The organism is Novilysobacter viscosus (genome assembly GCF_046600715.1).
GTDB lineage: Bacteria > Pseudomonadota > Gammaproteobacteria > Xanthomonadales > Xanthomonadaceae > Lysobacter_C > Lysobacter_C viscosus.
Genome location: NZ_JBJMAV010000006.1, coordinates 85,452 through 107,653 on the forward strand (window position 1 = coordinate 85,452; position 22,202 = coordinate 107,653).

General features: G+C 71.6%; 15 protein-coding genes. 8 read left to right on the forward strand and 7 right to left on the reverse strand.

The window, feature by feature from the left end:
• Window positions 1–177: 177 nt before the first annotated feature.
• The 5 genes from ACJQWL_RS10585 to ACJQWL_RS10605 form a co-directional block, all read right to left on the reverse strand.
• Entirely contained in the window at window positions 178–1,047 is an 870-nt protein-coding gene (locus ACJQWL_RS10585; RefSeq protein WP_411300891.1) for a class I SAM-dependent methyltransferase, read from the reverse strand.
• 135 nt (window positions 1,048–1,182) lie between these two features.
• Window positions 1,183–3,417, reverse strand: a complete 2,235-nt coding sequence (locus tag ACJQWL_RS10590; RefSeq protein WP_330969330.1) for an NADP-dependent isocitrate dehydrogenase — start codon at window positions 3,415–3,417, stop codon at window positions 1,183–1,185.
• 174 nt (window positions 3,418–3,591) lie between these two features.
• On the reverse strand, window positions 3,592–4,296 hold the full coding sequence (locus ACJQWL_RS10595) for a UPF0149 family protein (protein ID WP_330969329.1): 705 nt from the start codon (window positions 4,294–4,296) through the stop codon (window positions 3,592–3,594).
• Window positions 4,297–4,624: 328 nt separating this feature from the next.
• Complete coding sequence (gene queF, locus ACJQWL_RS10600) at window positions 4,625–5,440, reverse strand: NADPH-dependent 7-cyano-7-deazaguanine reductase QueF (RefSeq protein WP_330969333.1); 816 nt, start codon at window positions 5,438–5,440, stop codon at window positions 4,625–4,627.
• Window positions 5,441–5,629: 189 nt separating this feature from the next.
• On the reverse strand, window positions 5,630–6,964 hold the full coding sequence (locus ACJQWL_RS10605) for an amidohydrolase (RefSeq protein ID WP_330969328.1): 1,335 nt from the start codon (window positions 6,962–6,964) through the stop codon (window positions 5,630–5,632).
• A gap of 137 nt (window positions 6,965–7,101) precedes the next feature.
• Between ACJQWL_RS10605 and ACJQWL_RS10610 the strand changes: the two genes are divergently transcribed.
• The 3 genes from ACJQWL_RS10610 to ACJQWL_RS10620 all read left to right on the forward strand — a co-directional run bounded on the left by ACJQWL_RS10610 (window position 7,102) and on the right by ACJQWL_RS10620 (window position 13,258).
• On the forward strand, window positions 7,102–8,886 hold the full coding sequence (locus tag ACJQWL_RS10610; protein WP_411300892.1) for an autotransporter assembly complex protein TamA: 1,785 nt from the start codon (window positions 7,102–7,104) through the stop codon (window positions 8,884–8,886).
• Between the two features lie 10 nt (window positions 8,887–8,896).
• The gene (locus tag ACJQWL_RS10615; protein WP_330969327.1) at window positions 8,897–12,802 is read left to right on the forward strand and encodes a translocation/assembly module TamB domain-containing protein; all 3,906 of its coding nucleotides are present in this window, start codon (window positions 8,897–8,899) and stop codon (window positions 12,800–12,802) included.
• Window positions 12,803–12,883: 81 nt separating this feature from the next.
• Window positions 12,884–13,258 carry an I78 family peptidase inhibitor gene (locus ACJQWL_RS10620; RefSeq protein WP_330969326.1) on the forward strand — a complete coding sequence of 125 codons (375 nt, stop codon included), beginning with the start codon at window positions 12,884–12,886 and terminating at the stop codon, window positions 13,256–13,258.
• Between the two features lie 196 nt (window positions 13,259–13,454).
• Here ACJQWL_RS10620 and ACJQWL_RS10625 read toward each other — a convergent pair whose 3' ends face one another.
• Window positions 13,455–14,780 (reverse strand): sialidase family protein, encoded by a 1,326-nt coding sequence (locus ACJQWL_RS10625; protein WP_330969325.1) that lies wholly within the window; start codon window positions 14,778–14,780, stop codon window positions 13,455–13,457.
• 37 nt (window positions 14,781–14,817) lie between these two features.
• Here ACJQWL_RS10625 and crcB point away from each other — a divergent pair, with 37 nt between their 5' ends.
• Window positions 14,818–15,234 (forward strand): fluoride efflux transporter CrcB, encoded by a 417-nt coding sequence (crcB, locus tag ACJQWL_RS10630; RefSeq protein WP_330969324.1) that lies wholly within the window; start codon window positions 14,818–14,820, stop codon window positions 15,232–15,234.
• A 27-nt stretch (window positions 15,235–15,261) separates the two neighbouring features.
• Here crcB and mnmG read toward each other — a convergent pair whose 3' ends face one another.
• On the reverse strand, window positions 15,262–17,151 hold the full coding sequence (gene mnmG / locus ACJQWL_RS10635) for a tRNA uridine-5-carboxymethylaminomethyl(34) synthesis enzyme MnmG (RefSeq protein ID WP_330969331.1): 1,890 nt from the start codon (window positions 17,149–17,151) through the stop codon (window positions 15,262–15,264).
• A 229-nt stretch (window positions 17,152–17,380) separates the two neighbouring features.
• On the opposite strand from mnmG, the gene ACJQWL_RS10640 reads away from it, so the two are divergent.
• The 4 genes from ACJQWL_RS10640 to ACJQWL_RS10655 are packed head-to-tail and all read left to right on the forward strand — an operon-like array spanning window position 17,381 to window position 21,864.
• Window positions 17,381–17,866: a Csu type fimbrial protein gene (locus ACJQWL_RS10640; protein ID WP_330969323.1), complete on the forward strand. Its 486-nt coding sequence runs from the start codon at window positions 17,381–17,383 to the stop codon at window positions 17,864–17,866.
• Window positions 17,866–18,582, forward strand: a complete 717-nt coding sequence (locus ACJQWL_RS10645) for a fimbrial biogenesis chaperone (RefSeq protein ID WP_330969322.1) — start codon at window positions 17,866–17,868, stop codon at window positions 18,580–18,582. The genes ACJQWL_RS10640 and ACJQWL_RS10645 overlap by 1 nt, the downstream gene beginning before the upstream one ends.
• Entirely contained in the window at window positions 18,542–20,935 is a 2,394-nt protein-coding gene (locus ACJQWL_RS10650) for a fimbria/pilus outer membrane usher protein (RefSeq protein ID WP_411300893.1), read from the forward strand. Before ACJQWL_RS10645 ends, ACJQWL_RS10650 begins: the two co-directional genes overlap by 41 nt.
• On the forward strand, window positions 20,932–21,864 hold the full coding sequence (locus tag ACJQWL_RS10655) for a Csu type fimbrial protein (protein ID WP_330969320.1): 933 nt from the start codon (window positions 20,932–20,934) through the stop codon (window positions 21,862–21,864). The genes ACJQWL_RS10650 and ACJQWL_RS10655 overlap by 4 nt, the downstream gene beginning before the upstream one ends.
• Window positions 21,865–22,202: the final 338 nt, after the last annotated feature.

The following is a 22,202-nucleotide window of genomic DNA, read 5'->3' on the forward strand; positions in this document are numbered from 1 at the left end:
GCGCGGTCGGGGCGCGCATTGTCGTGCATCGCGGCATGGACGGCGGCAACGACGCGCGGACGAGCGCAACCGCAACGCGCCCCGCCGGACGAAAGGGGCTACCTGAGCCGCAACCACCGTTGCGTACCCGGAGTGCAGGCCTTGCATCCCGGGCTGCAGTGCCCGGGGCGCGCGTGATCAGCCCGGCTTGCGGAATCGCAGCGTCATGCGGTCGGACTCGCCGATGGCCTGGAACCTGGCCCGGTCGGCGTCGTCGTGGCGGTTGCCCGGCGGCAGCGTCCACACACCGTTGGGGTGGTCCTTGGTGTCGCGCGGGTTGGCGTTGACCTCGCTGGTGGCGTCCAGCACGAAGCCGGCGGCCTGCGCCATCGCCACCACCTGTGCCTGCCCGACGTAGCCGCTCTTGTCGTCGGCCGGCACGTCGGCGGCGGCGCGGTGCTCGACCACGCCCAGCACGCCGCCGGGCTTGAGGACGTCGAAGAACCCTTCGAACATGCCCTCGGCCTGCCCGTTGGCGCGCCAGTTGTGCACGTTGCGGAAAGTCAGCACCGCATCGGCCGACGCGTCCGCGCCGAAGCGGGGGCTGGCCGGGTCGTAGGCCACCACGCGCGCGCGGTCGTACTGCGCCGGGGCGCCGGCGAAGAGCTTCTCCAGTCCTGCCCTGCTCTTGGCCTGGTAGTCGCGGCCCCGCCCTTCCGGCAACGCCATCGGGTCGACCACGGCGGCGACGTACTGGCCATCCTCGCGGAGGTACGGGGCCAGGATCTCGGCGTACCAGCCACCGCCGGGGGTGATCTCGACGACCGTGTCGCCGGGCATCACGCCGAAGAACTGCAGGGTCTCGCGCGGGTGGCGGTAGCCGTCGCGCGCGACATTGTCGGCGCTGCGCCACGGGCCCGAGAGGGCCGCCGCCAGCCGGGCCTCGGCCACGGCGCCGTCGACCATGCCGTCGACCGCCCGGGTGGCTTCGTTCATGGCCCCCGTCGACGTGGCGCAGGCGCCGAGCGAGACGGTGAGGGCGGTGGCGAGCAGGGCGGTACGGAACATGGCGTCACTCCAGTGAAGGGGTCCGGGTGCCCGATGGTACCCGCCAGCGATTACGGGCCGGCCCCGGGGCCGGATGCACGCGAGCGGGCCGGCGCCGGTGAGGCCGCTGCCCGGACCCCACCCACGTGCGAACCGTCAGCTGCGTGCGAGGGACTGCAGGGCCGCGTTGAACGTCGCACTCGGCCGCATCACCTCGGCCAGCCGTGCATCGCTGGGCTGGTAGTAGCCGCCGATGTCGACCGCTTGGCCCTGCACCCCGTTGAGTTCGGCCACGATCGCCGCCTCGTCGCGTTCAAGCGCGTCGGCCAACGGCGCGAACGTCGCCTTCAGGTCGGCGTCGCTGTCCTGGTCGGCCAGCGCGCGCGCCCAGTACATCGCCAGGAAGAAATGGCTGCCGCGGTTGTCGATGCCGCCGAGCTTGCGCGTGGGCGACTTGTCAGTGTCCAGGAACCGGGCGTTGGCCGCGTCCAGCGCGTCGGCCAGCACCCGGGCCCGGGCGTTGCCGGTGCTCTGGGCGAGGTGCTCGAGCGATGCCGCCAGCGCCAGGAACTCGCCCAGCGAATCCCAGCGCAGGTAGTTCTGCGCCACCAGCTGCTGCACGTGCTTGGGCGCGCTGCCGCCGGCGCCGGTCTCGAACAGGCCGCCGCCGGCCATCAAAGGCACCACGGACAGCATCTTGGCGCTGGTGCCCAGCTCCAGGATCGGGAACAGGTCGGTCAGGTAGTCGCGCAACACGTTGCCGGTGACGCTGATGGTGTCCTGCCCCTTGCGGATCCGCTCCAGCGAGAACTTCGTCGCGTCGACGGGCGGCAGGATGCGGATGTCCAGCCCCGTGGTGTCGTGGTCCTTGAGGTAGGCCTCAACCTTCTTGATCAGCTGCGCGTCGTGCGCGCGCTGCGGGTTGAGCCAGAACACCGCCGGCGTGCCTGACAGGCGCGCACGGCTGACGGCCAGCTTCACCCAGTCGCGGATCGGTGCGTCCCTGGTCTGGCACATGCGCCAGATGTCGCCGGCCTGCACGGCGTGCTCCAGCAGCACGCTGCCGGAGGCGTCGACCACGCGCACGGTGCCGGCGCGGTCGAGCTGGAACGTCTTGTCGTGGCTGCCGTACTCCTCGGCCTTCTGCGCCATCAGGCCGACGTTGGGCACGCTGCCCATGGTCGCCGGATCGAACGCGCCATTGGCCTTGCAGTCGTCGATCACCGCCTGGTAGACGCCGGCGTAGCAGCGGTCGGGGATCACTGCCTTGGTGTCCTGCAGCTTGCCTTCGGCGTTCCACATCCGGCCGCTGTCGCGGATCATCGCCGGCATCGAGGCATCGACGATCACGTCCGACGGCACGTGCAGGTTGGTGATGCCCTTGTCGGAGTTGACCATCGCCAGCGCGGGACGCTGGCGGTACAACGCGTCCAGGTCGGCACGGATCGCCGCGGCGATGTCTGCCGGCAATGCATCCAGGCGCGCGTACAGGTCGCCGATGCCGTTGTTGGGGTCGAAGCCCTCCGCCATCAGCTCGTCGTCGTATTCGCCCAGCACCGGGGCATAGAAGCGGTTGACCACCGCGCCGAAGATGATCGGGTCCGACACCTTCATCATCGTCGCCTTCAGGTGCAGCGAGAACAGCACGCCGCGGGCCTGTGCATCGTCCATCTGGGCATCGATGAACTCCGCCAGCTTGCGCGTGTCCATGGCGGCCGCGTCGATCACCTCGCCCGCCTGCAGCGCGACCTTGGGCTTGAGCACGGTGGTGGTGCGGTCTTCGCCGACCAGCTCGATGCGCACCTCGGTGGCGGCCTGCACGGTGGTGGAGCGCTCGCTGCCGAAGAAGTCGCCCGAGTCCATGCTGGCCACGTGCGAGTCGCTGTCGGCCGACCACGCACCCATGCGGTGCGGGTGCTTGCGGGCGTAGGCCTTGACCGAGGCCGGCGCGCGGCGGTCGGAGTTGCCTTCGCGCAGCACCGGGTTGACCGCGCTGCCCTTGGTCCGGTCGTAGCGCGCCTGGATGTCGCGCTCGGCATCGGTGGCGGGCTCGTCCGGGTAGTCGGGCAGGTCGAAGCCCTGTCCCTGCAACTCCCGGATCGCGGCCTTGAGCTGCGGCACCGACGCGCTGATGTTGGGCAGCTTGATGATGTTGGCTTCAGGCGTCTTGGCCAGCTCGCCGAGCTCGGCCAGGTGGTCGCCCACGCGCTGCCCTTCCTCCAGGCGATCGCTGAACTGGCCCAGGATGCGGCCGGCCAGCGAGATGTCGCGGGTCTGCACGTCGATGCCGGCGGTCGCGGCGAACGCCTCCACGATCGGCAGCAGCGAGGCGGTCGCCAGCCGCGGCGCCTCGTCGGTCAGGGTGTAGATGATCGTGGGGGACTTGGACATGGAGGCTCGCTTCGATTCGTCAGGCAGAACGCGGATTGTCGCGTCTGTAGGCTTCACGGGCAAAGCGTCGCCTGCATACGCGTGCGCATGCGGATGGGGATCTGGGAGTCCGCGGCGGGCGGCGGGCCCCACGCAGCGGGATGGCAGGCAGTGGCGAGCCGTCGCCGGGTCAGCTCACGCGCCGCAGCACTTCTTGTACTTCTTGCCGCTGCCGCACGGGCACGCTGCGTTGCGCTCGGGGGTCTCCGCCCGGCGGATCGGGTCGCGCGGGGTCAGCGCGTCGATGCGGTGGTGGTGCAGGTCGGCCAGCATGTCGGGCAGGCCGGCTATGATCTCCAGCCGCTCGCGGTAGCTGATCGGCGTACCGGGCGCCTCGACGTCCTCGCCCAGCACCTCGCCGCTGGCGAGGCGGTCCAGCAGCACGAACACCTCGTCGATCCAGTCGTTGTCGTCCAGCCACTGCTCCCAGGCGGCCTCGCGCAGCTCGACGCCACGGAAGAATCCCAAGGCCCAGTCGCCGCCGACGTCCAGCTCGTCGTCGTCCTCCGACTCGGGATCCTCGGGCAGCCACAGCAGCGGGGCGAGGTGGTCGGGCAAGTCGTCCTCGCCGAAGCGCACGCGCGCGGCGGCCATGTTGGCGTGGCCCTGCAGCAGCATCGCCACCTGCATGCGCTCGTCCTCGTCGGCCCAGCGCGGCGGCGTGCCCCATACCGGCGGCTCCCACTCCGACATCGGCACGGTGTCGGGGCCGACCGCCAGCGCCGACAGGAAGCCATCCAGCGCTTCGAGGTTGAAGCCCTTGAACGGCACGGCGCGCTGCTCCAGCAGTTCAGCCAGGCGTTCGATGGCGGCGTCGTCGAGGTAGGGGGGCGCGTTCATGGCGGTATCACCGGCGGGGGACGGGCATGGTAGTCGTTCCAGGCCGCTACCCGGCATGCGGACCGGAGGAAAAAAATTGGGCGCGACCTGCGTCGCGCCCATCATTGGAGAGATCGATCTTGGTGAGAGCGTGCCTTGGAGAGAGCGCGACCTTGGGATCGTGGAGCGGGGATCGGCGGGGGACCGCGCGATGGTGGAGCCGGACCGGCCTGGTGCACCGGTTGGACCACCGCCACGGCGGCACGGGGCCACCTTCCCACTTCGTTTGTTAAGGCCGTATCGCGTCCCGGTGAAACGCCATGCAACAACCGTGCTCAGCCCGCCGGGGCTACTGCCTGGCGTCGCGGCCGGCGCGTGGCAGGGCATGGCCCGGGGTGGCCCGCCACGGGTTGATGTCGAGTCCGCCGCGGCGGGTGTAGCGCGCCTCCACTGAAAGCCGCTGCGGGCGGGCACGGGCCAGGATGTCGGTGAAGATGCGCTCCACGCACTGCTCGTGGAACTCGGCGTGGTCGCGGAACGACACCAGGTAGCGCAACAGGCCGGCGCGGTCCAGGCGCGGGCCGCGGTAGCCGATCACCACCCGCGCCCAGTCCGGCTGGCCGGTGACCGGGCAATTGGACTTCAGCAGCGCACTGCTCAGGGTTTCCTCCACCACGGTTTCGTCGTCGGCCACCAGCAGCGCGGGGTCCGGGGGGCCGTAGCCGTTGATCGACACCTCCAGCGCGTCGATGGATCCGCAGTCGTCGACGGCGTCGTCGACCGCGGGCAGGCCGAGCGCCACGTGCACCGGCGCACCCGCCGCCGCCGACACATCCGACGTGATCCGCGAGACCAGCCCGGCCCCGTCCTCCACGCGCGTGGCGTTGAACGAATTGAGATAGAGCTTCAGCGACTTTGATTCGACCAGGTTCGGGGAATCCGCCGGCACGGTCAGCGTGGCCGTGGCGACGCGGGGCTTGCCGCGCGCGTCCAGCCAGGACAGCTCGTAGGCGTGCCAGCGGTCGTGGCCGATGAAGGGCAGCGCCGTGCCGCCCAGACCGATGGCGCCACGCCCCAGCGCGCGCGGGATCGGGTACAGCAGGCCGGGATCGTAGTGGCTCGGGTAGTCGACGTGGCGGCCGAGCGGGAGGTCGTTGAGGTCCATGCGGGGATTATCGCGCGCGGGACGGCCGGCGGCCCAGGCGCGATCGCCGTGTGCCTCCAGTTCGTTGTAGGAGCGACGTGAGTCGCGACACGCGCGGGTGTCCGAAGTTGCGCGGTCGCGACTCACGTCGCTCCTACAAAGGTCATGCGGATCCGATCGCTGCTGAAGCCGCTCCTACAAATGCATCGGTCAGGCCTCTTCGCCGTGCAGGTAATCCAGAGTGACCTGCAGCATCGCGCGCAGGCCCAGGTCCAGCGCGGCCTCGTCCAGCATGAACTCCGGCGAGTGGTTGCTGGGCGCGGCCAGCGGGTCCTGGCCCGGCGGGGTGGCGCCGACGAAGAAGAACATCGCCGGCACCTCGCGGGCGTAGAAGGAGAAGTCTTCCGCGCCGGTGACCAGCGGCGGCTCCACCACCTTGCCGGGCGCGACGGCCTCCAGGCTGGCGCGCATTCGTGCGGTCAGCGCGGGGTCGTTGACGGTGACCGGGTAGCCATCCTGGTCCGGCACCTGCGCATCGGCGGTGGCGCCATGCGCGGCGCTGACGTGCTCGGCGACGTTGATGAGGTCGGCGAAGATCTTCTCGCGCATGCCCTCGTCGAAGGTGCGGATGGTCCCGGTCAGCTCGACTTCGTCGGGAATGATGTTGTAGCGGATGCCACCGCGCACCACGCCGAAGGTCAACACCGCCGGCTGCTTGGCGATATCGGCGCGGCGGCTGATCACGGTCTGTGCGGTGGAGACCAGGTCGGCAGCGGCGACGATCGGATCGATCCCGCCCCAGGGCCGCGAGCCGTGCGTCTGGCGGCCCTTGACCTTGATCGTGAAGCGGTCCGACGCGGCCATCAGCGGGCCGCTGCGCACGCCGATGGTGTCGGCGTTGAGGGTGGAGAACACGTGCAGCCCGAACATCGCGTCGGGCTTGAAGCCGTCGAACAGGCCTTCTTCCAGCATCAGTTTTGCACCGCCCTCTTCGCCCGGGGGCGGGCCTTCCTCGGCGGGCTGGAACACCAGCATCACCTGGCCGGGCAGCGACTCGCGCATGTCGACCAGCGCGCGGGCGACGCCCAAAAGGATCCCGGTGTGGGCGTCGTGGCCGCAGGCGTGCATCACGCCGGTGGCCTGGCCGTTGAACTCGGTGGTGGCCCTGGATGCGAACGGCAGGCCGGTGCGCTCGGTCACCGGCAGCGCGTCGATGTCGGCGCGCAGCGCCACCTTCGGACCGGGTCGCGCCCCTTCGATGATCGCAACCACGCCGTGGCCGCCGATGCCCGTGCGCGGTGCAAGGCCCATGTCGCGCAGGTGCCCGGCGATGGTGGCAGCGGTCTCCACCTCGCGGTTGGACAGCTCGGGGTGCCGGTGGAAGTGGCGACGCCACTGCACCACCTCCTCGCGCACCTCGCGCGCAGCAGCTTCCACCTCGGGGCGGGCATTCGCGGCCGCCGGCGCGGCGGCGAGCGTGGCCAGCAGGCCGGTGGCCAACAAGGCGATGGACAGGCCGGCGCGCGGCAATGCAGAGGCGGTCATGGCAGTTCCCCCAGGGCGAGCGGCCGATGCTAACGCCGATGCGGCCGGTGCGCCCGTCGGCGGTGGACAGCCTCGCCACGGCCCACCGGGCGCGCGACGTTAATCGCATCTTGACGCCCGCTGCGTATCCTGCCGCGATGCGCCTGACCTTTGCCGCCCTCGCCACCGCCGTGCTGATGCTCACCGCAACCGGCGCGTCGCAGGCGGCGCAGGTCGCGCGGGTCGACGTGGTCGGCCTGGACGAGGCGATGACCGAGAACGTACGGGTGTCGCTGTCGCTGGTGGACGCGATCGGCGACGAAGTCTCCGCCCGCCGCCTGGCCTACCTGGTGCGCGAGGCCGAGGACGAAACCCGCGAGGCGCTGGAGCCGTTCGGCTACTACGACCCGACGATCACCGTCGAGCGCACCCCCGGCGAAGGCCCGGTGTCGGTCACCGTGTCCGTCCAGCCCGGAACCCCGGTGCGGGTGCGCCGCACCGACGTGGCGATCCTGGGCGAGGGCGCCCGCGACCGCTACCTGCGCGAGGAACTGGCCGGCTTCGAGCCCCAGCAGGGCGACGTGCTCGACCATCCCACCTACGAGGCCAGCAAGATCCGCATCACCCGCCGACTGGCCGAACGCGGGTACTTCGACGCGGACTTCGCCAGCCGCCGGGTCGAGGTGACCCGCGCCGAGAATGCCGCCGACATCGACCTGGTGTGGGAAAGCGGCGTGCGCTACGACATGGGCGCGGTCACCTTCCAGCAGGACCCGCGCATCATCCGCCCGCAACTGCTCGAGCAACTCGTCTACTGGGACACCGGCAGCTACTACCACCAGGGCAAGCTGGACCGGCTGCGCAAGTCGCTGTCGCGGCTGGACTACTTCGCCAGCATCGACATCCAGCCGCACCCGGACCAGGCCCAGGGCACGCTGGTGCCGGTGACCGTCAGCCTGACCCCGGCCAAGCGCAGCATCTACACCGCCGGCCTGAGCTACGGCACCGACAGTGGCGCCGGTGTCCGCCTGGGCCTGGAGCGGCGCTACCTCAACGAGCGCGGGCACAAGGCGCTGGCGCAGCTGGACTACGCCCAGCAGCGCAAGACACTCACCCTGCAGTACCGCATCCCCGCATTCGCCTGGCTGGACGGCTGGTACACCCTCAGCGCCCAGGCCGCCGACGAGCAGACCGACTACATCGACTCGCGCCGGGTGGAACTGGTCGCCAGCCGCAGCGGCGAGATCAACGACCACCTGACCGCCGTGGCATCGCTGCACGCGCTGCGCGAGCGCTGGGATTTCATCGAGGAAAGCGACGCCGGCACGGTGATCGAACCCGACTACCGCTACGCCACCTTTACCTACCCCTCGTTGCGCGCCGAGTACGTCGACGCCGACAACCTGCTGTTCCCGCGCGATGCGCTGGCCGGCGATTTGGAGCTGCGCGGCGGCGTCGAAGGCGCCGGCTCGGACGCCAGCTTCGCGCAGGCGCGGGCCAGTACGCGCTGGTACCGCGGGCTGGGCGAGCGCAACCGGTTGATCGTGCGGGGCGAAGTGGGGCGCACGTTCTCCGGGGAGATCTTCGAGATCCCGCCGAGCCTGCGCTACTTCGCCGGTGGCGATCGCAGCATCCGCGGCTACGCCTGGCGCGAGGTGGGTCCGCGCATCACCGGTGTCGACGGCGAGCGCTACGGCCTGGGCGCGCGCAACGTGGTCACCGCCAGCGTCGAGATCGAGCACTACTTCAACGACACCTGGGGGGCGGCGGGGTTCGTCGACAGCGGCAGCGCGTTCAACGACACCCCCGACTGGCGCACCGGCGTGGGCGTGGGCGTGCGCTGGCGCTCGCCGGTAGGCCCGCTGCGGCTGGACGTGGCCCACGGCCTTGACGATCCGGACGCCGATTTCCAGCTCTACCTGAGCATCGGGGCCGACCTGTGAGGCCGGTTCAGTGAGCCCGTCGCTGCCGCGCCCGCGCTTCGGGCGACGCATCGATCCCTCGCTGACGCCCGAGCAGCGCGAGGAGCGCATCGCCGAGCTTCGCGCGCGCCGCCACAAGCGGCTGCGCTGGCTGGCGATCCGCGGCAGCCTGGTCGCCGGCGCGCTCACCCTGGCGCTGGCGCTGCTGGCGTACTGGCTGTTGATGACGGTGGGCGGGCGCAACGTGCTGTTGGCGCAGGTGCAGCAACGCCTGCCGGTGGGCGCGACGCTGGAGTGGCGGGAGGCGGAAGGCCCGGCCTCGGGCCCGCTGACGCTGCACGGCGTGCGCTTCGAGTACGAGGGCACGGTGTTCGAGGCCGAGCGGGTGATGCTCGACACCGCGCTGCGGCCGCTGCTGGGACGGACGCTTCGCCTGGATGCGCTGGAAGTGGAGGACGCCACCCTGCTGCTGGCCGAGAGCGACGAGCCGTTCGAGCTGCCGCGCTGGCCCGACGTGCTGCCCGACATCGCGCCCCCGCTGCACCTGCAGGCGCGCGAGTTGCGCATCGACGGGTTGCGGGTGTCGCGTGCCGATGGGGCGATGCGCGTGCCGGTCATCGACGTGTACCGCGTACGCGGCGGGCTGGACGCGCGCGATGGCCACCTCGCCCTGGACGACGTGGTGGTCGACAGCGACCGCGGTCGCTTCACCGCGGACGGCGAATACGCACCGCGCGATGACTACCGCACCGACCTCACCGTGACCGCGGTCCTGCCCGCCACTGCCGGCACTACGCCACCGCGGCTGGGGCTGGTGGCGCGCGGTGACATCACGCGGATGGACGTGGCAGTCGCCGGCCGTGCGCCCGGGCCGACCCGCGCCACCCTCACCCTGCGCGGCCAGGATGATCCACGCTGGCAGTTGCGCGCGGACAGCGACGCGCTCGACCTGGGCCTGCTCGCCCGCGGCGAGCCCGACGGGCAGCCGCTGCGGCTGGAGCTGTCGGCCGATGGCGTGGGCGGACGCGCGGCACTGCGGGGCCGCGTCCAGCGCGGCGCGTTGTCGGCGGTGATCCGCCCTTCCCGCGTTTCGCTGGAAGACCAGGTGCTGGACGTGCAGCCGCTGGTGCTGGACGTGCTGGACGGCACCGCCACCCTGCGCGGCCGTGCCGACTTCCGCGACCCCGCCCAGCGCCGGTTCAAGTTCGCGGTCAATGCCCGCGGACTGGCCTGGGGCGGCGCGGCAACCACGCCCGCGACGCCGGCGGGGGCGGCCACCGACACCCCGCTGATCCGCGCCGATGCCGACCTGGGGCTGGCCGGCACGGTGGAGGCGTGGGCGGCGATCGGCACCGCACGCCTGTCACGCGATGGCCAGCGCGCCCGGGTCGAGTTCGACGGACGCGGAACCGGCGAGGGCATCGCGTTGCGTTCGCTGCGCGCCACCATGCCCGGCGGCCGGCTCGACGCCACCGGTGACGTGCGCTGGGCGCCGGCGCTGGGCTGGGACGTGGACGCGACGTTGTCGGGCTTCGACCCGGGCTATTTCATCGCCGGCTGGGACGGCGCGATCAACGGCACCCTCGCCAGCCAGGGCGCCACCGCCGCCGACGGCACGCTCGGCATCGACGTGGATGCCCCGCGCCTGACCGGCCGGCTGCGCGGACGCGCGCTCGACGGACGCGCGCGGGTGGCGATCGCGTTGCCACCCGGCGACGGCCGCAGCCCGTCCTACGAAGGTGACGTGGCGCTGTCCCTGGGGAGCAGCCGGCTGCAGGCGTCGGGCCGCATCGCCGACACCCTGCAGGTGGATGCGCGCTTCTCGCCGCTGCAACTGGACGACCTGCTGCCCGACGCCGCCGGTACCCTGCGCGGCACGCTGTCCCTGTCGGGTCCACGCACGGCGCCTGACGTACGCGCCGACCTGGCCGGCCAGGGCCTGCGCTGGAACGACCTGCAGGCCGACACCGTGGCCGTCGACGGCCGCCTGCCCTGGCGTGGCGGCGGCGGCGCATTGACGTTGAATGCCACCGGACTGCAGGCAGGCCTGCCGTTCGACAGCCTGGCGGTGGACGCGCGCGGCGCGGTCGAGGCCCTGCAGCTGGACGCACGTGCACGGGGCGACATCGGTGCGCTGGCACTCGCCGGCAACCTGCGCCGCCAGGGGGGCACCTGGCGCGGCACCCTGGCCACGCTGCAGCTGGACCCCACGCGCGGCGCCGACTGGCGGCTGCAGGGGCCGGCGGACTTCAGCTGGAACGGCGCTGCCGGCACGCTGGAGACGGCCTGCCTATCCAGCGGTGGCGGCGGATCGCTTTGCGCCAGCGCCGACTGGCCGCGCCGGGGCCTCCAGATCGACGGCCAGGGCCTGCCGCTGGCGCTGCTGGCGCCCTACCTGCCCGAACGCAGTGATCGCCGGCCCTGGCTGCTCAGCGGCGAGGTGGCGATCGATGCGCGGGTGCGCCCGGCCGGCAACGCCTGGCAGGGCCGCGCCACGATCACCTCGCCCGAGGCCGGCCTGCGCTTCAGCGAGCGCGCCCGACGCGACGTGCTGAGCTACCGCAACCTGTCGCTGGTGGCCGACTTCGATGCGACCCGAATCACCGCCACCGTCGGCGCGGACGTACTGGGCAACGGCCGCCTGGACGCGCGCGTGGCCACCGGCTGGGACGCCTACGCGCCGCTCGACGGGGAGATCGCGATCAACGTCGACGAGCTCACCTGGATGGAGCTGTTCTCGCCCGACATCGTCGAGCCGGAGGGGCGGCTGGTGGGCCGCGTCGGGCTCTCCGGCACGCGCGGCGAACCGCTGCTGGACGGCCAGGCACAACTGACCGGTTTCACCGCCGAGGTACCGTCCCTGGGCATCACGCTGCGAAATGGCCGCATGTCGCTGGTGGCGCAGGCCGATGGCAGTGCGCGCATCGACGGCCAGGTCGGCACCGGCGACGGGGTGCTGTCGATCGACGGCACGCTGGGTTGGCGCGGGGGCGACACGCCGCTGGTACTGGCGATCCGCGGCCAGGACGTGCTGGTCTCCGACACCCGTGACCTCTACGCCGTTGCCAGCCCGGACGTCGAGGTGCGCTACACCGCCGGCTCGCCGCTGCGGGTCACCGGCACCGTGCGCGTGCCCGAGGCCCGGCTCGACCTGGAGCGGCTGGATCAGGGCGTGTCGGCCTCGCCCGACGTGGTGGTGCTCGACCCGGTCGATCCCGAGGACAGCGGCGGCCTGCCGCTGGACATGGACCTGGCGCTGGTGCTGGGCGATGACGTGACGCTCAACGGCTTCGGCCTGGACGGCACCCTTGACGGCCAGCTGCGCGTGCGCGCCGTGCCGGGTCGCGAGATGACCGCCTCCGGCCGCCTGGAGGTGGGGGGCGAGTACGCCGCCTACGGGCAGGAGCTCGATATCACCCGCGGCTACCTGACCTGGTCGGGCGGGCCGGTGTCGGATCCGTTGCTGGACCTGCGCGCCGAACGCGAGGTGGGCGAGGTCACCGCGGGCGTGGACGTCAGCGGCCGCGCCAGCGCCCCCCAGGCCGATGTGTGGTCGAACCCCGCCAGCTCGCAGTCCGAGGCGCTGGCCTACCTCGCCCTGGGACGCCCGCTGTCGAGCGTGAGCGGCGACGAGGGGCGCCAGCTCAACGCCGCCAGCGCGGCGCTCACCGCCGGTGGCAGCCTGCTGGCTTCGCAACTGGGCGCGCGCATCGGCCTGGACGATGCCGGGGTGACGCAGAGCCGCGCCCTGGGCGGGTCGGTGCTGGGCGTGGGCAAGTTCCTGTCGCCGCGCCTGTATGTCGGCTACGGGGTCTCGTTGCTCGGTACCGGCCAGGTGCTGACGCTCAAATACCTGCTGCGCCGCGGCTTCGACATCGAGATCGAATCGAGCACGGTCGAGAACCGCGCGTCGCTGAACTGGCGGCTTGAGCGCTGAGCCCGCCGGGGCGCCGTTAACCTGCCGCACACCCGTCGCCGGGCACCCTGCCGGCCTACGTCCCGCGCATGGAGTCGCCCAATGGAGTCGATGATCGCCCCGCGTATCGCTGCGTTCACCACGCTCTGCACCTGTCTGCTGGCCCTGTCCGCCTGCGCCACGCAGGTCGCACCGCCGGTCAGCGACCCGCAGCCACCCGCCACTGCCGAGGCCCCGCCCATGAGTGACCCGACTCCCCCGATGCCCGTCGACAGCTGCGATGCCGACGCCGCCCGGCCCGCCGCCATCGGACGGGTCGCGACCGCCGCCGTGGTCGAACAGGCGCGCATCGACGCCAGCGCCGACATGGCGCGGGTGATCAAGCCCGGGATGATGGTGACCATGGAATACCGCGCTGGCCGCCTGAACATCGACGTCGACGAGAACAACGTGATCACCCACGTGCGTTGCGGCTGACCGGGGCGCGTTGCCTGGCGCTCCCTGACGGAGCGCCTGCCCCAGCGCTCGGGTCGCCGTTCTCCCGTAGGCGCAGACGCACGCCGCGACCGGTCACTTCGTCACTTCGCTTCGATCACTTCGCTCTTCGCTTCGATCACTTCGCTTCGATCACTTCGATCGCAGGCACGGTCGCGATGCGTCCCGTACGCCCGCGCTACGGGGTGTCGGCCACGGGGCGCACGATGCGCCCCTGCAACCGCGGCGTGCGATCGACCACGTCGGTCCACACCAGGTGGACGGCATCGCCGCGCAGGGCCATCTGCGGGAATCCGGTGCCACGGCCCCGCCCCTGCAGGCGCGCGACCTCGATGCGCTGGCGCTCCGCGGACAGGTCGGGCGCCCAGCGGCCCAGGTGCAGCGACTGGCCATCACGGTCTTCGTTCACCCACAGCACCCAGAAATCTTCCGCACCCAGCGCGACGTCGACGCGACCCTGCACGTGCGCCCCGCTTTCGAACGCCACGGGCGCCTGGAACGTATCGCCCGCGTCGGTGCTGCGCGCCAGCTTCAGCGTCGGGACGTCGCCGGCGGCGGTGTACCACCCGACCACCGCGTCCTCGCCCCGTGCGGCCACCGCCGGGCCGTTGACCGGGCACGCCGGCATCACCCAGCCATCCGCATGCACGGGGCGCGGTGGCGTCCAGCGCCCACCCGCCTGCCGCGATACCGAGATGTCGCGGACTTCCTCGGCGGTTCGGTCGCGATAGACCAGCAACGGGCCCCGGGCGGTCATCGCGGTGTCGGTCTGGCAGCAGTCGCAGGCCATCGCATCCAGGCGTACCTCGTCATGGCGCGCCAGCGCGGCGTCGATCCGCGCGGTACGGACGGTCATTGCGCCGCCCCCATGGCCGCCATCCCCACCATCGCCGCCGTGGCCGCCGCTGGTCTCCCGTCCGTCCAGCCAGGCGATGCCAAGGCTGTCCCCGGAGGCGGGCCAGAGCGATACGAAGCCGTGTTCGGTCGGGGTTCCGTCATCGTTGACGGTGACCGGCGCCGACCAGCTGGCGCCACCGTCGCCGGAGCGGACCAGCGCGACGTCGTAGGCGTAGGTCGCGGCGGCCGACTTCTGCAGCCAGTGCGCCCACAGCGCGCCGTCCGCCGTGGCCAGCACGTGCGGGGTATCGGCCCAGTTGACGAACCAGTCGCCGCCGCGGGCGATGTCCGCCGCCGGGCTCCAGGCCGCGCCGTCGTAGGAGGCGAACCGCAGCGCATGGCCCTCCCCGTCGGGCTCGATCCACGACAGCAGCAACCCGCCCGCTCCATTGGCCACCAGGTCCGGCTGGGCAGCATTCGAGTCGGCAGTGGGCAAGGTCCACTCCTGCACCGACCACGTCACTTCCGGGGCCGCCGGAGCCGTTGCGGTGGGGGGGTCGTCGGCAGTGCCGCAGGCGGCCAGCCCGAGCGCGGCGAGCAACGGGGCCAGCGTCCACCGGGCGGGGCGGGGGGGCACGGGACGGGCGAGGACAGTGCAGTTGGGCATGGCGGTTCCGGGCGGCATGGGTCGGCTGCAGGGTAAGGTGCCCGCGTCTTCCCTGCACGGCACGCCGTCGATGAACCTGCACCTGCTCTATGTCGGCCTGGGCGGCGCGATCGGCGCAATGGCGCGGCACCTGCTGGGCGGGTGGGTGCTGCACCACACCGCGCAGGGGCGCTTTCCCGCCGGAACCTTCGCCGTCAACGTGCTCGGCTGCCTGTTGATTGGTGTCCTTGCAGGCCTGGCCGAGCGGCACGCGATGTTCCCGCCGCCGCTGCGGGTGTTCCTGTTCACCGGCCTGCTGGGCGGGTTCACCACCTTCTCGGCATTCGGCCTGGAAACGCTCCACCTGCTGCGCCGCGGCGAGGCGGGCATGGCGGCAGCGTACGTACTGGGCAGCGTGCTCGTTGGGCTGGCGGCGGTGTGGATCGGGTTCAGGCTGGTGGGCGGGCCGCGCTGACCGGCCGCGCATCGCGAGGGTGTCCGGTCAGGCCGCCTGGCCGCGCCGCAACCGGGTGAGATGCACCAGCAGCAGCGAAATCGCCGCCGGCGTCATGCCGGCAATGCGCTGCGCCTGCCCGACCGTCAGTGGCCGCACCCGCTCCAGCTTGCCGGCCACTTCCGCCGACAGCCCTCGCACCCCGCCGTAGTCGAAGTCAGCCGGAATCGGCATGTCCCCATGGCGACGCGTGCGTTCGATCTCCTCGCGCTGGCGGTCCAGGTAGCCGGCGTACTTGATCGCGATCTCCACCTGCTCGGCCACCGCCGGGTCGTCCACGCCAGGACCGAGCCCGGGCACCTGCATCAGCTTCGTGTAATCCAGCTCGGGACGCTTGAGCAGGTCGGCGGCATGGGTCTCGCGGCTGACCGCCACGCCCAGGGTGTCTGCGATTCCCCGCCCCAGGGCATTGCCCGGCGCCGCCCACAGCCCCGAGAGCCGCGCGTGTTCGCGTTCGATCGCCTCTCGCTTGGCCTCCAGCGCGGCGCAGCGCGCGTCATCGACCAGCCCCAGCGCGCGGCCGACCGGCGTCAGGCGCAGGTCGGCGTTGTCCTCGCGCAGCTGCAGGCGGTACTCCGCGCGGCTGGTGAACATGCGGTACGGCTCGGTGGTGCCGTGGGTGATCAGGTCGTCAACCAGCACCCCCAGGTAGGCCTGGTCGCGGCGTGGGCACCAGCCCTCCAGCCCGCGCACCTGCCGCGCGGCGTTGACGCCGGCAAGCAGGCCCTGGGCGGCCGCCTCCTCGTAGCCGGTGGTGCCGTTGATCTGGCCGGCGAAGTAGAGGCCTTCGATGGCGCGGGTTTCCAGCGTCGGCTTCAGCCCGCGCGGGTCGAAGAAGTCGTACTCGATCGCGTAGCCCGGGCGGGTGACGTGGGCTCGTTCGAAGCCGCGGATGCTGCGCACCAGGTCCAGCTGTACGTCGAACGGCAGCGAGGTCGAGATCCCGTTGGGGTAGATCTCGGCCACGTCCAGCCCTTCGGGCTCGACGAAGACCTGGTGGCTGTCCTTTTCCGCAAAGCGCACCACCTTGTCCTCGATGGACGGGCAGTAGCGCGGGCCGATCCCTTCGATGCGGCCGGTGTAGAGCGGGCTGCGGTCCAACGCGGCGCGAATGATGTCGTGGGTGCGCGCGGTGGTGTGGGTGATCCAGCACGAGACCTGACGCGGGTGGTCACTTTCACGTCCCGTAAACGAGAAAACCGGACGCGGGCCGTCGCCCGGCTGCTCGACCATGGCCGCGTAGTCCAGGCTGCGGCCATCGATCCTGGGCGGCGTGCCGGTCTTGAGCCGGTCGACCACGAACGGCCCCTCCCGCAGGCGCGCGGCCAGCGCGGTGGCAGGCGGGTCGCCCGCGCGACCGGCGGCGTGGGTGGCCTCGCCGACGTGGACCTTGCCGGCCAGGAACGTGCCCGCCGTAAGCACCACCGCCGGGGCGTCGAAGCGCAACCCGCCCTGGGTCAGCACCCCCACCACCCGGCCGTTCTCGAACACCAGGTCGTCCACGGCGCACTGGAACAGGGTGAGCCCCGGCTGGGCCTCCACCGCCCGCCGGATGAACGCCCGGTACAGGCCGCGATCGGCCTGGCAACGCGTCGCCCGCACTGCCGGCCCCTTGCTGGCATTGAGCCGGCGCCACTGGATACCGGCAGCGTCCGCGGCCCGGGCCATCACTCCGCCCAGGGCGTCGATTTCCCTGACCAGATGGCCCTTGCCGATCCCGCCGATGGCCGGGTTGCAGCTCATCACGCCCACCGTTTCCACGCTGTGGGTCAGCAGCAGCGTACGCGCGCCGGCACGGGCGGCCGCCAGTGCGGCTTCGGTGCCGGCATGGCCGCCGCCCACGACGATCACGTCATGGCAGTGGAAGTCGGTATGCATGGACATGGCGGGCCAATGCCCGCGGAGGGCCTGGCGGGGCGGGAAGTCTACGCCAATCAAGGGCTTGCCCGCGTCCCTGTTCAGTTTTTACGCCCGTCAAGCGACCGGCACTTGCGTTTTGCCGAAAAGTTGGCATGAGACTTGCGATACCCCATACTGCGCCCGCTCTGCGACCCCGGTCACAGATAGAGAGCGACAGCAGTCAAACAACTTTGGGGAGTGCTTCACAATGTCGATGTTCACCCGTACCACCCTGGCCGTCGCGCTTCTGGCCGCCGCCCCGCTGGCCTTTGCCGATACCGCTACCGACACCATGAACGTGTCGATCGAAATCGAGAACGCCTGCACGGTCGACGCCGCCGACATGTCCTTCGGCCCGCAGTCGGACCTGTCGAGCGCCATCACCTCCACCGCCGACGTGACCGTGGACTGCACCAACCAGGGCGCCATCGAAGTGGCGTTCAGCACCGGCGGCAGCGGCGACTTCGCGCAGCGCACCATGGCCGGCCCGGGCGGCGCGACCATCGACTACCAGCTGTATGACGCCGCCACCGGTGGCGCCGTGCTGGGCGACGGCAGCGGCACCACGGCCACCTTTGCCGGCACCAGCACCGGCAGCATCGAGACCTTCACCGTCCACGGTGTCGTTCCGGCGCAGGGCGCCAAGCCGGTCGGTAACTACTCCGACGCGATCACCGCGACACTGACCTACTGATGAGACTGCCCCGCCGCCTCGCGGCGGCGGCGTTCGCCCTGGCCCTGGTGGCCGGGGTGGCGTCGGCGCGCGGCCAGCTGCAGACCCGTCAGACCGGGGTCGACCTCGACGCGGGCGACCGCGCCGGGCGGCTGGTGCTTGCCAACACCGGCGATGCGCCGGTCGCGGCGCAGGTGCGCGTGTATGCGTGGTCCCAGGTCGACGGCCAGGATGTGCTGGAGCCGACCGATGCGATGGTTGCCAGTCCGCCGATCATGGAGATCGCCGCGGGCGGCGAGCAGCTGGTCCGGCTGGTGCGCCCGACCGCGGCACCGGTCGAGCGCGAGCAGTCGTACCGCATCGTCGTCGACGAGTTGCCTGGCCAGGGCGAAAGCGAGGCCGGCAGCGCGATCAAGGTTCGCATGCGCTACGTGTTGCCTGCCTTCGTGCGGGCGCCGGACCCGGCGCCCGCAGCGCTCGAGTGCCGGATCGAACCGCGCGCGATGGTCTGCCGCAATACCGGTGGCCGCGCCGCGCAGCTCGGCCGCAGCCACCTGCTGGCGGCGGGTGGGCGCAGGGTCGAACTGTCCCCGGGCCTCCTGGGTTATGTGCTGGCCGGCAATACCCGCCGGTTCGAGCTGGACGCGCCGGTGATGGCCGCGGCCGGTTCGGCAACCCAGCTGGAAGTGCTGCTCGATGGCCAGCCGGCCTCCCTGCCGCTCGCCCGCGGCCGCTAGGCCAACCGCGCTCGCGCTGGCCCTGGCGGCCGCGCTGGCGGTACCCGGCCTGGCGTGCGCCGCCACCGCCACCGGCGGCGCCACCGGTGGCGCCATGGCCACGCTGGATGCCGAGCCGGTGGCGCAGGTCAGTGCGGTGCGCGCGCCCCAGGTGATGTACCTGGACGTGCTGTTGGACGGCCGGGTGGTCGCGACCCTGGTCCGCTTCACCGTGGTGGCCGGTGAGCTGTCGGTGGCGCCCTCGGTGCTCACCGATGCCGGCCTGGCGCTCCCCGAGGGCCTGCCCATCGACGCCGCCGGCGAGGTCGCGCTGGCCGACATCCCGGGCCTGGGCGTGGACTACCAGCCCACCCTGCAACGCGTCACCCTGCTGCCCGGCATCGACCTGCGTCCCACCCGGCTGCTGGGCTATCGCATCCCCGCACCCGTGCAGGTCGACCGCGACCACGGCCTGGTGCTGGACTGGGACGCCTACGGGCGCCGCCTCGACGGCCAGGACACGTTGTCGCTGGGCACCGGCGCGCGCTGGTTCGGTCGCTGGGGCACGCTGGAGGTCAACGGCGTCAGCCGCACCGGCGATACGGGTACCGACGGCTACGCCCGGCTCGACACCCGCTGGACCTACTCCGACCCCAGGCGCATGTGGACCTGGTCGGCCGGCGACGTGGTGTCCGGTGGGCTGGCATGGTCGCGGCCGGTGCGCCTGGGCGGCGTGCAGCTGCGCCGGGACTTCGGCGTGCGACCCGACCTCATCGTGCATCCGCTGCCGCAGTTCTCCGCCGACGCGACGCTGCCCTCGTCGGTCGAGCTGTACGTCAACAACATCCGCCAGTACGGCGCGGACGTCGCTCCGGGCCCGTTCGTGCTGAGCGACTTCCCGCGCGTGAGCGGCGCCGGGCAGGCAGTGGTGGTGGTGACCGACGCGCTCGGGCGCACCACCCAGACCAGCGTGCCGCTGTACGTCGACTACCAGCGGCTGGCGCGCGGACTCACGGATTTCTCGTTCGAGGCGGGCGTGCTGCGCCGCGGCTTCGGCATCGACTCGGCCGATTACGGCAGTGACCCGGTCGCCAGCGGCAGCTGGCGCCGGGGCATGCGCGACGACCTCACCCTGGAGCTGCACGGCGAGGCGGGACCGGGGCTGCAGCTGGCCGGTGCCGGCGTGGCCTGGTCGCCGCTGGCCCGCCTTGGCGTGGCCACCGGCAGCGTTTCCCGCAGCGATGGCGACAGCATCGGCACGCAGTGGAGCGGTGGCTACCAGTGGTTCGGCCAGCGCGCCGGCTTCGACCTCAACGTGCAACGCGCCGACGCCGGCTACCGTGACCTGGGCACCCTCGACGGCGGCAGCGTGCCGCTGCGCGCCCAGGACCGCGCCTCGGCATGGATGGCGGTGCCACGCGGCTCGCTTTCGGCCACCTGGCTGCGCTACCGCGACGGCGCCGACCTTGAGGGACGCACGCTCAGCATCGGCCTCAGCCAGACCTGGGGGCGTTCGCTGTCGGTGTTCGCCAACGCCTTCCACGACGATCGCGCCGGCACCGGCGTGTCGCTCACCCTGAGCCTTCCGCTGGGCGACGGCCTGGACGCTTCGCTCACTGCCGAGCACCGGCGCAGCGACACCGGCCTGACCGCCAACCTGCGCCGCCGCGCCCCGTACCAGGGCGGCTGGGGCTGGCAGGCGCAAGCCAGCGACGACGGCGACGGCCAGCTGGCCGCGCAGTACCGCGGCGACGCCGGCGAGTTCTGGGCGGGCGTGGACCGGGTCGACGACCGGCACGGCCTGTTCGCGCAGGGCATGGGCAGCATCGTGTTGATGGACGGCCAGGCCTTCGCCAGCCGCCGCATCAGCGATGCCTTCGCAGTGGTCTCCACCAACGGCGTCGCCGACGTGCCGATCCTCTATGAAAACCGCACCGCCGGGCGTACCAACGACCGGGGGTACCTGCTGCTTTCGGACCTGCGCGGCTGGGAGCGCAACCGCATCGCGATCGACCCCGACGGCCTGGCCGCGGACTTGCGGGTACCCGCCATCGAACGCCTGGTCACGCCTCCCAACGCCAGCGGCATCCGCGTACCGTTCGCGCTGGAGCGCGTGCAGAGCACGACGGTGACGCTGCTGGATTCCGACGGCACGCCGGTCCCACCCGGCACGCGCGTGCAGCGCGCCGACGGGTCGGAGGCGATCGTGGGGTTCGAGGGCAAACTGTGGCTGGAGAACTACCAGGACGGCGAGATGCTGTCGTGGACGCGTCTCGGACAGCTTTGCAAGGCGGTTGCCGGCGATGTCGACCGCTCGCAATCGCGCGACGCTAGCCCTGCCGCCATCACCTGCACGCCGGAGAAAGCTACATGATCCTCAGATCGGTCACCCTGCTGGCGCTCCTGGTTGCCGGGGCCGCGTACGCGCCAAACGCAATGTCGGCGGTCACCTGCACCTCGACCGAAAGCCCTATGAACTACGGCGATGTGGCGTTGCCTGTCGATCCTGTCACCACCACCATGGTCATCAGCGTGACGTGCGACGGCAACGGAAGCGACAAGGGCGAGTCGGTCCGCGTCTGCATCGGCCTGAATACGCCACAGTCGCCAAGACGGATGGCGGCAGGCGGCCAGTTCATCACCCATCGCCTGTACCGCGATCCAGCGTACTCCGAGGAGATCAATTACACGGACGTGAATCCCGAGCGCGTCGTGGTGATGCCGGACTCCAAGACCTTCACCACGCAACTCACCATCTATGGACGACTGCAGGGCAACTCCGCGGGCGCCGGGCCCGGACCCTACAGCGAGGTGATCTCCGGCGCACTGGGCTGGTCCACGACCGCGCCTACCTGCTCAACCGTTCCGGCCCGACGTCCCGTCAGCTTCACCGCATCGGCACGCGGGGTGGCCTCGTGCGACATCAGCGCTGATGACCTGAGTTTTGGCACTCGCGCCCAACTCGCTTCAGCTGTGAACGCGAACACCAGCCTGGGGGTCAGCTGCACCGTCAACACGCCGTACACGGTGCGGATGGACGGCGGGACAACGGCCAACAACGTGGCTGACCGGCGCATGGGGTTGAACGGCACGGGTCCGGCAGCACAGGGCGTTGCCTACCAGCTGCGGCATACCTCGGCCAACGGCCCGCTGTGGGGCGACGGCACCGCCGGCACCACGACCGTCGCCGGCACCGGGACCGGCGGCTCGCAGACGCTGCCCGTGTACGGGGTCGTGCCGCCGCAGCCGGTGCCGCTGCCGGGCAGCTACCAGGACACGGTCACCGTGACCGTGCAGTACTGACCAGGACGCACGTCGGGCTTTCGCCAAGGTTGGCACGCTTCATGCGTCAGCTTGGGCGCACCCAGTGGAACAGGCGCCCGGCGCCGGCCGGAATTGGAACAGGGGCTGGCCACGTATCCACAGGGGAAGCCGGAGGGGCCGAGTGTCGGGGGACGCTCGGCCCCTTTTTTTTGCGGGATGTTTGCCAAGTTTTTGAGGGGTTGGCGGGACGTTTGCCAAGCCCATGCGCCGCGGGGACTGCGCGGGGGATCCCTGGCGCGTTTGCTCAGGTGGCCCGGCTGGGCGCGGCAGTTCCATGCCAACCCGAGCATGCACCGGCGAGACCCGTTACTGGCACG